The 12,707-nt window shown below is 59.8% G+C and carries 14 protein-coding genes; 11 read left to right on the top strand and 3 right to left on the bottom strand.

Going from position 1 to position 12,707, the window contains the following annotated elements; translation table 11 throughout:
* The first annotated feature begins 264 nt into the window (after nucleotides 1–264).
* The 8 genes from EEB11_RS11090 to EEB11_RS11055 all read left to right on the top strand — a co-directional run bounded on the left by EEB11_RS11090 (nucleotide 265) and on the right by EEB11_RS11055 (nucleotide 8,890).
* Nucleotides 265–1,758, top strand: a complete 1,494-nt coding sequence (locus EEB11_RS11090; RefSeq protein WP_135431306.1) for an alkaline phosphatase — start codon at nucleotides 265–267, stop codon at nucleotides 1,756–1,758.
* 141 nt (nucleotides 1,759–1,899) lie between these two features.
* Complete coding sequence (locus EEB11_RS11085; protein ID WP_135431304.1) at nucleotides 1,900–2,343, top strand: hypothetical protein; 444 nt, start codon at nucleotides 1,900–1,902, stop codon at nucleotides 2,341–2,343.
* Entirely contained in the window at nucleotides 2,321–3,037 is a 717-nt protein-coding gene (locus tag EEB11_RS11080; protein ID WP_135431302.1) for an ABC transporter ATP-binding protein, read from the top strand. Before EEB11_RS11085 ends, EEB11_RS11080 begins: the two co-directional genes overlap by 23 nt.
* Complete coding sequence (locus EEB11_RS11075) at nucleotides 3,030–4,349, top strand: ABC transporter permease family protein (RefSeq protein ID WP_135431300.1); 1,320 nt, start codon at nucleotides 3,030–3,032, stop codon at nucleotides 4,347–4,349. Before EEB11_RS11080 ends, EEB11_RS11075 begins: the two co-directional genes overlap by 8 nt.
* Before the next feature lie 17 nt (nucleotides 4,350–4,366).
* Nucleotides 4,367–4,846: a copper chaperone PCu(A)C gene (locus EEB11_RS11070; RefSeq protein WP_135431298.1), complete on the top strand. Its 480-nt coding sequence runs from the start codon at nucleotides 4,367–4,369 to the stop codon at nucleotides 4,844–4,846.
* Nucleotides 4,847–5,758: 912 nt separating this feature from the next.
* The gene (locus EEB11_RS11065; RefSeq protein ID WP_245298869.1) at nucleotides 5,759–6,493 is read left to right on the top strand and encodes a class I SAM-dependent methyltransferase; all 735 of its coding nucleotides are present in this window, start codon (nucleotides 5,759–5,761) and stop codon (nucleotides 6,491–6,493) included.
* 25 nt (nucleotides 6,494–6,518) lie between these two features.
* On the top strand, nucleotides 6,519–7,208 hold the full coding sequence (locus EEB11_RS11060; RefSeq protein WP_135431294.1) for an N-acyl amino acid synthase FeeM domain-containing protein: 690 nt from the start codon (nucleotides 6,519–6,521) through the stop codon (nucleotides 7,206–7,208).
* Nucleotides 7,209–7,450: 242 nt separating this feature from the next.
* On the top strand, nucleotides 7,451–8,890 hold the full coding sequence (locus EEB11_RS11055; RefSeq protein WP_135431292.1) for a sensor histidine kinase: 1,440 nt from the start codon (nucleotides 7,451–7,453) through the stop codon (nucleotides 8,888–8,890).
* A gap of 14 nt (nucleotides 8,891–8,904) precedes the next feature.
* Here the strand turns inward: EEB11_RS11055 and EEB11_RS11050 are convergent, their stop codons facing one another.
* Together EEB11_RS11050 and EEB11_RS11045 are read right to left on the bottom strand one after the other, a co-directional pair.
* Nucleotides 8,905–9,297: a response regulator gene (locus tag EEB11_RS11050; protein ID WP_135431290.1), complete on the bottom strand. Its 393-nt coding sequence runs from the start codon at nucleotides 9,295–9,297 to the stop codon at nucleotides 8,905–8,907.
* 453 nt (nucleotides 9,298–9,750) lie between these two features.
* A complete protein-coding gene (locus EEB11_RS11045) occupies nucleotides 9,751–10,038 on the bottom strand; it encodes a hypothetical protein (protein WP_135431288.1) in 288 nt (95 codons plus the stop codon).
* Between the two features lie 39 nt (nucleotides 10,039–10,077).
* Between EEB11_RS11045 and EEB11_RS11040 the strand changes: the two genes are divergently transcribed.
* Nucleotides 10,078–10,197 carry a hypothetical protein gene (locus EEB11_RS11040; protein WP_245298868.1) on the top strand — a complete coding sequence of 40 codons (120 nt, stop codon included), beginning with the start codon at nucleotides 10,078–10,080 and terminating at the stop codon, nucleotides 10,195–10,197.
* A gap of 228 nt (nucleotides 10,198–10,425) precedes the next feature.
* Here the strand turns inward: EEB11_RS11040 and EEB11_RS11035 are convergent, their stop codons facing one another.
* A complete protein-coding gene (locus EEB11_RS11035; RefSeq protein ID WP_135431284.1) occupies nucleotides 10,426–11,178 on the bottom strand; it encodes a GntR family transcriptional regulator in 753 nt (250 codons plus the stop codon).
* 538 nt (nucleotides 11,179–11,716) lie between these two features.
* Here EEB11_RS11035 and EEB11_RS19970 point away from each other — a divergent pair.
* Together EEB11_RS19970 and EEB11_RS19965 are read left to right on the top strand one after the other, a co-directional pair.
* Nucleotides 11,717–12,328, top strand: a complete 612-nt coding sequence (locus EEB11_RS19970) for an alcohol dehydrogenase catalytic domain-containing protein (protein ID WP_245298867.1) — start codon at nucleotides 11,717–11,719, stop codon at nucleotides 12,326–12,328.
* Nucleotides 12,329–12,343: 15 nt separating this feature from the next.
* Nucleotides 12,344–12,706: a zinc-binding dehydrogenase gene (locus EEB11_RS19965; protein ID WP_245298866.1), complete on the top strand. Its 363-nt coding sequence runs from the start codon at nucleotides 12,344–12,346 to the stop codon at nucleotides 12,704–12,706.
* Nucleotide 12,707 lies beyond the last annotated feature (1 nt).

The raw sequence follows: 12,707 nt of genomic DNA, 5'->3' as shown, positions 1-12,707 counted from the left end.
GTTGTGAATCCTCTAAAGTCAGAGTTCTGCAACAACGCCCCCCTGCGAGGTAACGGCTGCATGACAAGTGGCTGTGGCACTTGGGCCGAGGCCGACCGGCATTAAGAAATGACGCATGTAGAGCCATGCTACGGAAATGATACCACTAAAGATACATTATATCATAACTGCATGATGTTAAACAAGTTTCATTCATGCGTCATGCCGTTGTTTTGACTCTGACCTACTCGCTGACCGCAGGTTTCAACCAAGAGAGTGACAGACATGAAAACCTCTGCTTTCACTATTATTGCGGCACTGTCCGCCACTGCTGTCATGGCGCAGGATATTACCCAGTCGGGCAGCGACTGGTTCACCGCTGGTCAGGCGACCATCGAAGCCCGCCTGGCGCTGCAGCCCAACACCAACCGGGCGCGCAACGTGATCCTGTTCAACGCAGACGGCAATGGCGTCAACACCAACTATGCGATCCGTCTGTTCGCGGGCCAGCAGGCCGGCGGTTTGGGCGACGATCACGTTCTGCCCTACGAAACCTTTGCCCATTCGGCACTGGTCAAGACCTACACCGTCAACGGCCAGACCCCTGACTCCGCCCCCACCGCCTCGGCAATGGTGACCGGCGTCAAAAGCAAGAACACCATGATCAATGTCGATGGCAGCGTCGCAGTCAGCGACTGCGCCAACCTGCCGGGCAATGAACTGACCACGCTGGCACAGATCGCGGATGGGATGGGCAAATCGGTCGGCGTCATCTCGACGGCGCGGATCACCCACGCAACCCCGGCTGCAGCCTATGCTGTGACGGCCAACCGCGACTGGGAAGACAACACTCGCCTGCCCGCAGACTGCACCACGCAAAAAGACATCGCAGCGCAGCTGGTTGACGCAATGACCAGCGGCCTGATCGACCTCGCCATGGGTGGAGGGCGCGCGCATTTCCTGCCGGCCGAAGTGACGGATGACGAAGGCAAGACCGGTCGCCGCACCGACGGCCGCAACCTGATCGAGGAAATCACTGCGGCAGGCGGCCAATATGTCTGGAACGATGAAGATTTTGCGGCGCTGTCCGGCGCCGGCAATGCCCCGATCCTGGGCCTCTTCGAATCGTCGCACATGATGTACGAGCATGACCGTACCGGCGAGCCGTCGCTGGCCGAAATGACTGCAGCAGCCATCAACACGCTTTCCGCCAATCAGGAAGGCTACTTCCTGTCGATCGAAGCGGGCCGCGTCGACCATGCCAACCACGGCGGCAACCTGCACCGGGTGCTGAGAGATGGCGTCGCCTTTGCCGAAGCCGTGCAGATGGCGATGGACATGACCGATGACAGCGAAACGCTGATTATCGTCACCGCCGACCATGAACATGCAATCACCTTCAACGGCTATTGCGGACGGGGTTCGTCGATCACCGGCCTGTGCATGGGCATCAATGACGAAGGGGTCGAACATACCGGAACGCCGGAACTTGCCGCCGATGGCAAACCCTACACCGTCGCTGGCTACCTCAACGGTGCCGGTTCGGTGCTGACTGCACAGGCGGATGGCAGCTACTTCGGCACCCGCCCGACCGTGACCGATGAACAGGCCACCGACCCGGACTATCTGCAGCAGGCGCTGGTGCCGATGTCGTCGGAAACCCACTCCGGCTCGGATGTCGCAGTCTATGCCCACGGCCCGTTTGCCCATCTGATCGGCGGCACCATCGAGCAGAACGTGATCTTCCACGTCATGCATCACGCGATGACCGCTCAGTAATCTGAACCTCTGCCCGCGACGGGCCCCGGCACAAACGGGGCCCGTCTGCATTGATTCCGGCCAAACTGCGTGCCCCCTATGGGCCGCCTCGTCACATCCCTGTGCCGGTCGTTTGTTACAAGAAGTGCAAAGGATGATCCGATGCCGATACTGTCCCGCCGCCGCCTTTTGCTGTCGCTGCCTGCCCTTGCTGCGGCGACCATCCTGCCGCCGCCTGTGCGGGCGCAGGATGTACCGATCCGCCTGCGCGAACTTTACAACCGAGACATGAGCTTTTCAGATCTGGCGCTGTCACATGAAGGCGACCGCATCACCATCGCCGGGTTCATGGCCCCGCCGCTCAAGGCCGAGTCAACGTTCTTTGTCCTGACCAAGATGCCGATGACAGTCTGCCCGTTTTGCGAACCCGGGATGCCATGGCCCGATGACATCCTCGCCATCTACGCCAAGCGCGTGGTCAACGTCATTCCCTTCAACGTGCCGATCGAGTCAACGGGCGTGCTGGAGCTGGGGGACTATGTCGACCCGGAGCTCGGGTTTTACTCCAAGGTGCGGCTGACGGATGCGACCTACGCGCGTGCGTGATGCAGCCGGCCATACCGGCCTTGGGCTGTCTGTGGCCGGGCTGGAGATACGCGCTCCCGATGGACGACCGCTGGTATCGGTTGGTGCTCTGCTGGTGCCTGCCGGAAGTTCTGTCGCGATCCGGGGGCCGTCGGGGGCTGGGAAATCGACGCTGCTGCATGCCTTGTCAGGGCTGGTGCAGCCTGCAACCGGGCGCATCTTCTGGGGCGATACCGATATTTCCAGACTGAGTGATGCCGCCCGGACCCGCTTTCGCCGCGACCATGTCGGACTGATCTTTCAGGACTTCCTGTTGTTCGAGGAGTTGGGCGGGCTGGATAACGCCGCCCTAGCCGCCTCATTCGCGCCCGCCGCCCGACGCATGGACCTGCGGCAACGGGCGGACGCTTGGCTGGAAAGGCTGGGTCTGGGACAGATCGGGTTGCGCCGGGTTGACAGTTTCTCGGGCGGCGAACGTCAGCGGATCGCGGTGGCCCGCGCCATGTCCAATGACCCGGCAGTGATCCTCGCCGACGAACCGACCGCAAGCCTGGACCGTGCAAGCGCCAACCGGCTGATCGACGATCTGGCCGCTCTGCCGCAAGAGGCTGGACGCACTCTGATTGCCGTTACCCATGATCCGGCACTGGTCGCGCGGCTGGACCGGGTGCTCACCATGGCCGAGGGCAGGATTGTGGAGGATTCGCATGGATAGCCCGCTGGACTTCTGGGCAGGACTGCCCGCCGTTGTGCAAGATGCGGCGACGGTGGTCCTGCTATTGTTGCCCGGATTGGTGACCGGCGTGCTTGTGCTGCGCGGGTTTGCGCCCGGGCGGTTGGTCCGGGCCATGCTGCGGCGGTTCAGCGTCGTCAACGCGGTGTTTGTCGGGTTGATTGCCGTCTCGGTCGCCATAGGCATCGGCCTGACGGCACAGGAACGCGGGCTACGGCAAGGCAGCGCCCGCGCCGCAGCGGCTTTCGACCTGATCCTGGCCGCCCCCGGCAGCGAAATCACCCTGATGTTTGCCGCTGTCTATCTGCAACCGTCGGACGTGCCATTGCTGACCAGCGCGCAGTATGCCGAGGTCGCGGCGGACCCGGATGTCGCCTTTGCCGCTCCGATCGCCTTTGGCGACACCTATCTCGGTGCCCCGGTCGTTGGCACCACAGCCGAATTTGTGACCCATCTCGCAGGCCCGCTGCTCGAAGGCCAGATGTTCACCACCGCCTCCGAAGCGGTGGCCGGGGCGTTTGTCCCCATCGCAACCGGAGAAACCTTCTCACCCGCGCATGGCCACGGTCCTGCCGCCGAGGAGGATGCCCATCACGGTGCCGCCTACACTGTCACGGGCCGCATGGCGCCCACCGGCAGCCCCTGGGACCGGGCGATCCTTGTCCCGGTAGAGGGTGTGTGGGAAGTCCACGGTCTTGCCAACGGCCATGCCCCGAGCGCAGGCAACCGGATTGGCCCACCGTTTGATGCCGCATACTTTCCCGGCACACCGGCCATACTTGTCCGCGCTGATGCGCTCTGGGGCAATTATGCGCTGCAGTCGCGCTATACCCGCGCCGACATGATGGCTTTTTTTCCCGGCACTGTGCTGGCCCAATTGCACGGGCTGATGCGCGACATCCGCGAGGCAATGTCGCTTATGGCGGTGGTAACGCAGGTGCTTGTCACCGTGTCCATTCTGGCCGGACTGATGATCCTGACCCGGATTTTCGCGCGCGGACTCGCCTTGCTGCGCGCCATCGGCGCCGGGCGTCGTTTTGTCTTTGCCGTGGTCTGGAGCTATAGCGCCACGCTGATCGCCGCCGGTTCAGTGATCGGACTGGCACTTGGCTGGCTTGCCGCCATCGGCTTTTCGCGCGTGATCACCGCGCGCACCGATGTTCTGGTCACCGCCACCGTAAGCTGGACCGAGGTGCAGCTGGTCGCGGGCTTTGTCAGCCTGACGCTGCTGCTTGCCCTGCTGCCCGCACTGGCCGCCACCCGCCGCCCCCTTCTCACCGATCTTCGCAGCTGACCAAACCGGAGCCTGCCATGCGCCAACTGTCCCTCATTGCCGCCCTTCTGCTTGCCGCCACCCCGCTGGCCGCTGCCGATGATGGTCATCATCATCTGACCGAAGCCGATGGCCTGCGGGTCGTTCATGCCTGGACCCCGGCCACCTCTGGCCCCGAGGCGCTGATCTACATGGAGATCGAAAACGGGTCTGACGCTGCGGTCACCCTGACCGGCGCAGAAACCGCAGACGGCCAGCGTGCCGAGCTTGTCGGCTTCACCTATACCGACGGGACCGAAGCATGGCAGGTGTTGCCCGAAATGCCGCTTGCCGCTGGCCAGCACCTTGACCTCCTCCCGCGCACCCTCGCACTCCGGTTGACCGGGCTGGCGACCCCCCTGACCAAAGGTGACAAGATCGACCTGGAGCTGAGCTTCAGCGACCAGCATCTCTACGTGCATGTTGCGGTTGAAGACGCAGGGGGCACCGGCCATAGCCATGCAGGTCACACGCACTAACGTCAGCACAGCGCGGTTCTGGCCGGTGATGAGCAAAGCGGCGGGCAACAAGCCCTCATGTGGCATCACCAGCCCGCCACGCTGAGCGAGGCCGGAAAACTCTACCTTCGGACAGTCCACCATTGGGGATCGGCTCAATGACCGAAGGGCTCTCGTTACGAGCGAGGGACAATCGGGGGAAAGGTCAACCCACAAGTCTGGGCATCAATATCCAGACTGGGTCACCGGAAACCCGAGGCACCGGATGCCGGCGCTGAAGAGGCAACCCTGGGGGCCGCAATTGCCGAGGGGGCGGCGTTGATGTTGTCATGCGTTACGATACCGAGAAAGTGCGCCACCAGATCCAGCGTTGCCCGGTTATCATTACTCATTAAAAATACCATTACCCCTCCAGTGGTTTCATGCCCGCCCGATTCGGTCTTTTGTCGCCCAGAATTGGGGTTGCATTTGGTCCGAACAGAGAAGCCTTTCCCCGCACTGTGTTCTTTTTGCCTTTTTGTGGTCACATTTTGTTGCGGGGTTCCGCGGAGCAGGAGGCCTTGCCCGGTTGGCCTCAAGCGACCGAACCGGGCCAAACCCATCGATGTCGGACGGTGCCCGCACCCGCCAACCCACCACAATTCGAGGTTGTATTTGGCGTACAGAGCATATTTTGTAAGCCACGCGAAGCCTGGCAGGCGCACCTGCCTTGGCGAGGCCCGGCCGGCTCTCGTTCATTCGGTCAAATAACAAGTTGCAAAATTGGAAACATTTCGCAAAGATCGAATGCACTGTTGGTAAAAGTCCTTGCAATGCCCGCCTCGCGTCTTAACGTGTTGTTAACTAATGAGGTCGCGCAGCAGGCCCTTTCCAAACAAGCTCTGGAGTCTTCTTTTCATGCCGTCACACACACGTGTTGAAGGGTCCGATCCCGTGACTCTTCAGAAAACTGAAACGGCTGATCGCTCAGTCCGCGTCGATTGGAACAGCTACGCATCTGCTTACGATCTGCTGTCCGAGCACAACCCTGAGTATCAAGCGCTGCTGCACGATTTCGAGGCTTTTCTCTCGACCATAGAAAAACCCCGGCTGATCTACGACATCGGTGGTGGCACCGGAAACTATACCAAGATTGCGGCGCGCGACTGCCCCGGAAGCGAAATTCGCTTCATGGAGCCCGACACAGGCATGATCGGGATGGCGAAATCCAAATTGGCGGCGCATGGCAACATCAGGTTCGACACCCTTGCGCTGGAAGACATCGTTGCAACCGGAACGGCGGATCTGGTCATCTGCGTCCACGCGCTTTACACAATGCCGACCCCAGAGGAGCGGCTTTTCGACCTGCGCCGGCTGCTGCGTCCGGGTGGCTGGCTTTATCTGATCGATCTGGGTCGGCACATGGATGTGGCCGACTGGCGCAACTACCTGTTCTCAAGCCTGCGACAGCAACTCGGACTGGCCGGCGCACTCCGGATCTTTTGGCAGGGTCGGGAAATCGCCAAGCAAAACCAAAACATTCTCGAGGCACAAAAGACAGGCGACTACTGGACGCACACCGAAGCAGAGGTGGCAACGGCTGCCACCGCTGCGGGATTCGAGATCGTCAGGAAGCAATCCGTCTATCGTGGATACAGCGACCTCCTCGTCTGTCGCGCAATGGCATAGTTGTGCAGAAACACAGAAATCAATCATGAACCCACATGTTATTGAGGCGCTTCAGCGCTCCCGCTACAGAGTTCTGACCGACAAGAAAGACCTCGAAGAGGTCTATCGCCTGCGCTACAAATGCTATCTCGCCGAAGAAGCGATTGCCGAAAACGAGAGCGGGATGCTGACGGACGCACTCGACGAAGCGCCGAACTGTGTTCACGTCGCGATTGAGGTTGATGGAAAGCTGCAGGCGGCAATGCGGTTGCACCTGATGTCCAATCTCTCGCTCACCTCGCCGACGCTGGATGTGTTTCCCGAGCTATCGGACCATCTCAGGCAGGGACGGACGGTTCTGGATCCGACCCGTTTCGTTATAGATCCCGACGCCCGAAAAATGCGCGTGCCAATACACTTTCTGGCCCTGCGCATCCCGTTTCTCGCCGCGATGTTCTACGATATCGACCTTGCGCTTGCCTCAGTACGGACCGAGCATATCGCGTTTTACCGAAGGTATCTCGGTTATGAACTGGCAATAAAGGCACGCGACTACCCTGGGCTGAAAAAACCCCTGCATCTTTTGATCGCCAATTTTAAAGAACAGCGAAACGCCGTTCTGGCACGCTCACCGGTCTTTGGTCCGCTGGACGAATTCCCACATGCCGACATTGCATTCCCAGCGCTTTCGGGGATTTATGCCGCTTCGAAAGCGGGCCGACCCAAGGCAGCCTGACGGCAGCCCGGCGTGGCGTCCGTTCCACAACAAGGCGCAATCAACGTCGGGCCGCCCCCAACCCCGATGGGTACGGTGCCCACTGTGCCAATGCGGATTGTTGCGCAAAGCGAAACCTGCGAGGAGAGCCTCGCCTTTGCCTTTCATTTCACAAGGAAAAGCCGCACCCTGCCCATCGTCCGGCCGAATTTCGACACATTGGCACGGTAGCATTTGAGTTTAGAATGGCGGCAGAGGCATCCATGATTGACCTACACACGGTTAGGGCGGCCTGGGCGAACCGGTTCAACTCGGACGGCCGCGAGAAACTGATCAAAGATTACGTGGTCCTCCTCAACCAAGTGGTCTGGCAGCGGCAGGCCAGCTTTTTTGCTGCGGCCGTACTGGCCGCGCTGTATTTCGACCCGCTCTGGACCTTCTCAACCTACGCGCTGGTCGTCGTCACCGAAATGCTTGACATGATGCTTGCCCGCAAGTCCAAGGCTTGGGATGGACTTGACCCGGTCGTGGGCCGACAGATCCTCAAAGGCATTGCCTTCAATACCATTCTCAGCGCCGTGGCGATCAGCGTCTTCAGCATCACCATTGCAGTTCAGCAAACCTCTGGCGGGCATTTCACGCCGCTGTTCTTTCTGTTTTCTGCGTCGCTCTTTGCCGCAATGTACAACAGTCAGATGGTCAGTATCCTGCTCTTGCGTCTCTCGATTTACGGGGGAGCGTTTCTCTACATCGCGCTTCTTGACGTGTATCGTTACTTTCCTCCGCTCACTTCCCCCGTCTGGCTGGAGTTCTTCACGATCATCTTCGTGCTCTACTTCATTGTCGACATCTCGGCGAAATTTTATCGAGGCTACCAGGACCGGCTCCACCAGATGAAGCTGCTCGAGGAGGAAAACGAGCGGACCAAAGCCGCCCTGGAGATCAAGTCGCAGTTCCTCTCCACGGTCAGCCACGAGTTGCGGACCCCGTTGACCTCAATCATCGGAGGGCTGGACCTTCTCAACAATGGCGTCCTCGGCGAGGTGCCCGAAAACCTCAAACCCGTGATCGGCATAGCAACCAAAAATGGGCATCGGCTCGCCAGCCTGATTGACGACCTGCTTGACCTGCAAAAGATCGAGGCAGGCGAGATCGTGTTCCATCTCAAACCCATCGACGCGGACGATATGGTGGCCGAGGCAGTGGAATCCACCATCGGCTATGCAAACAAGGTTGGCATCCAGGTTGTAACCGTCCCCTGCGTTGAAGAGTGCCGGTTCATGGGAGATCGCAGCCGCATGATCCAGGTGATGAACAATCTGCTGTCCAACGCGCTCAAGTTCTCCAGTCAGGGCGGTTCGGTAACGGTGCGCGTTGAAAACCTTGGCACCCGCATCCGTATTTTGGTCGAGGATGAAGGCGTGGGCATTCCGAATGGTGCCAAAGATCGCGTTTTTGGCAGGTTCAGTCAGGTCGATTCGTCGGATATTCGCAAGGTCGGTGGCACCGGCCTTGGACTCAACATTACCAAGCAGATCGTCGAACGCCACAACGGCACAATCGACTACGTCAGCGAACTCGGAGTCGGATCGACGTTTTTCATAGAATTTGACCGTCTGACAGACACAGGCGGCGCATGCGCAGGTGCCGAACTGGTCGCAGATGCGGCCAACCGGAACACAACTGGTCTGACGACGTCCTAGGTCAGAAAAAAGCTTTAATACAAACCCTTGTGAGCCTGCCAGAGTTTGCGGAGCTGATCGGCGAGACTCATCGGATCGAAGGGCTTTGCGATGACATCCAAAGCGCCCTCTTGGCGAAGACCATTTGAAAACTCTTCGCTGACCCGCGCCGTCATGAAGACAACCGGCACATCACTCAGGCCGGGCAGCTTGCGAAGCTCGTTGAGCGTTTCTTTGCCGTCCATTTCGGGCATCATATAGTCTAGAAGGAACAGCTCTGGACGAAAGGCTACCGCCTCTGTGATTGCTTGTTTGCCGGAATCACATTGTAAAAGCTCGAACTGACCGATCTGCTTCAGCGCCAGGTTCGCTATGAACAGAACGTCTTCGGCATCATCCACGTGCAGAATCCGCTGCAGTTCTCTCATCACGTCGTCCTCAGAATGCGTTGGCCTTCAGCTCAACTTGCAAGCAGATTGCATGGCGCAGGCATAACTTCCAGTAGTTTATCGCATCCGACCCTTGCGCAGGAAACTGGACTGGATTGAATCCGGAGCTTTCGGAAAGGCCATCTTCGCTACAAAAGGACCGAAATCAGATGAAGGTAAGCGGATTGCGGATACGCAGAAGCCTTTCATCATCATTGCCCCGTCGCGCTGTGCCGCCGTACCAAGGCCACGTGACATCTGCCAGGCAAAGAGTTTTTTCCTCCTGGTGACGGTAGTGTTGTCGCGGCAGGTGGCTGTACCGACTGCGGCTGTGATCACGCAGATCCGCGACGGGATCTCTTTCGGATCAGTCTGCGGACTGCGTCCGCATCACATGGTGATGACTCCTGCCTGCGAAAAGCCGGGCCAGGATCTTTGCACTGTGATCTCGTGTCAGAAAGCATGCGGGCAAGCAAGCGATGCATCCAGCGTGCTGTGGTCAGGGTCGTCAACGGCCAGAGCCATGAGAAGCTCGGGCGCACCCGAGTCACGCGAATCGGCAATGGTCGGACGGACGTCCGTATTTCCGGGCATGGCCTGCCAAAGCGGAAGCAATTCCGCATTGATTTGCTGGCTTAGACTGCCAGCGTCGATCAGAGCTTTGCCTTCAAAAACACGCAACGGGCTGGCGTGTGAGGACTTTTCTTCCTTTTGTAGCCGCGAGATCTTTGGCTCCGCCATGGTACCGGCACTGCACAGGAACATCCGCTGGGCGGGTTAATGTCTGCCAAATTCTTCAAGGTGCAGGACAATGTCACGCAGTCACGCCACGCCTACAGCCCGGTGGTCGTCGCGATGAGCAAGCCCAAGATCGACACACTGACCCCGGGCCAGCAGTAGATGCTGATGGGGTCTGCCGTCAAAACGGCGTCGTTTCAGCGACAGCTGAACAGAGGTGCGCTTGTAGGTCAGGTGTCGGAGGATTTCGACCAGGGCCCGTGTGTGGCGGCAAGGGTCCCGGCGCGTGAAAGCTCCATCGCAGAGTTCGGGGGTGCCGATAAACAGGAAGCAATCGACGCCCTGCGCGACTGATGGTGAACAGGGACTCTGATCGTCCGGCCCCCTTCGTTATTCGCGTTGATCCAGCGCAACACGCGCCATGGCGTTAAGGTCAATGTCAGACCCTTCGAAAACCTCGGGGGTGCGGGCCTGATGCACAACCAGATCCTGCAGGATGGTGCGCAGATGACGCCGCATCGCGGCTTCGGCCCGAACCGGATCTTTCGCTTCGAGCCCATCAACCACGGCCGCATGCTGGGCGACAAGGTGTTTGATGTCCAGATTCTGTGTTGTCAGGTATCGGACCCTGTCCATCTGCGATTTCACGCCATCCATGACCTGCCACAGATGCTGACGCCCCGCCGCCTCGGCCAGCGTCCGGTGGAAAAGATCGTCAAGCCGCAGGAATTCAGTCCGCTTCGGCTGGGTTGACCCGACCTGGCAAAGGTTGATCTGTGCGTCCAGCTGATGGCGCAGTTCCCGCAGCAAAGCGCGGTCTGGGTCGACCGCAAGGATCCGCATCAGATCGCCTTCAATCGCTTCGCGGATGAAGCGGGCATCTTCCACCGCGCGCAGAGAAATCTTGCAGACATAGGTGCCACGCTGTGGACGGACCTGTACCAGCCCTTCTTCGGCCAGCTTGATGAAGGCTTCACGAACAGGCTGTCGGCTGACACCGAACTGAACACTCAGCTCTGCCTCGGATACCCGCTCACCGGGTTTCATGCGGTTTTCAATGATCCGCTCACGAAGGATCTGAACCAACTGCCGCCCGACAGAGCCACGCGGATCTATCTGATCGTTGTTGATCACTGTATCCATGACGTTTAATATTTCTGTTCGGCAGAACGTTCGCGCCCGGAACGATCTTTCGCCACTTGTATGGTAGCGTCTGGTGGCAGCTCGGGCAATGGCTCAGCATTCTCTTGCCTTGACTGGTATGGTAGTATGGCTTAACTTCTGAATGAGGGAGATTTGAGATGTCAGATCGTATTGCGTCTTCGATTCGGTTTAAGCCGCTGCACTCCGGCGAACCAAGCCGAAAGCTGCGTGCGGCGGCATCTGCTGGGCATTCTGACCAATCTGCCGGTGATAAGGCACGAACAGCCCGGGTATTTCCTTTAACTGCGACCAATGCCGACCAGCCACCATCCGGGGAAGAGCATAGTGACAGTCCGCACCTATACACGACCTTCCGCGATCCCGACCGTGGCTTCCAGCAAAGGCTGTGGGTGGGCCGCCAGACCCCGTCTTCCCACACACACAAATCGAATGCCCTTTGGCCAATATGACCAAACATTCGCAAATCCGTGTTGTGTGTCTGCACAGGCAGGATGATCTGCGCCTCGAGCCCCGGGCGATGAACGCGCCGGCGGAAGTGCGGGTGGCGGTGCTGCCTAAGGGCATCTGCGAGTCGGACCTGGACTGCTGGCTGGAAGGCGGCATCGGGACGATCCGTATGGGCGAACCTATCATTCTGGTGCACGAGGCGGGCCGGGTTGATGCATCGGGCGAAGGCGTGACCGGGCTGTCGGTCGGCCAGCTGGTGGCGATAAACCCGTCGCATCCCTGCGGACTGTGTGACTTTTGTCAGCAAGGGCTGCCGATCCATTGCAGCGCGATGACATTCAAAGGCTCGGCAATGTATCTGCCGCATCAGCAGGGCATGTTCCGCGACAGAGTGGTGATTGGCCCAAGCCAGTGCGCGGTGCTGCCTGACGGCACCGACCCCAGTGCGGCAGTCTGTGCCGGGTCGCTGGCCGTTTGCCTGCATGCGGCCAATCGCGGCACCGCTTTGAGCGGCCCAATGCCGGGCAAGACAGTGCTGCTCAGCGTGGCGATTGCCCGTCAGCGCGGGGCCGCCGACATCATCGTGACCGATGTTCAGAGCGCCGCCATTGCCGTGGCCCGGCAGATGGGGGCCGAGCACGCCACCAACACAGCCACAAGCCCCGATGGGCTGGCGGTCTGACATGCAGATAAGGGCATGGTTTATCTGGTCTTCGAATGCTCTGCCGCAGCCCCGGCGATCCGTGATGCCGTCACCTCTCTGCGCCCGTGTGGCACAATGGTGCAGGTGGGTGTGGCCGGGCCGACACCGATGTCGTTGAACGTGATAGTGGGCAAGGAAATCCTGTTCATGGGGTCGCAGCGCTTTGATACCCAAGCGTTGGACGCTGTCGCGCAGATAGGCTCCGGCGCCATCGACCCTCGGCCAAGGATCACCGACACTTTTCCGGTGACCGAGGCACTGACCGCCTTTGCGCCGCCCGCGACCGCGCCAAGTCGGTCAAGGTGCAACTCTCTTTCGCCAGCGCCTGAGCGCGGCATATCTGTTGAGAAGGAATGAA

The sequence above is a fragment of the Pseudotabrizicola sediminis genome, assembly GCF_004745575.1.
GTDB classification, from domain to species: Bacteria; Pseudomonadota; Alphaproteobacteria; order Rhodobacterales; family Rhodobacteraceae; genus Pseudotabrizicola; species Pseudotabrizicola sediminis.
Note: the sequence above shows the minus strand (reverse complement) of the source record. Positions and strands in the feature narration are given on the sequence as shown.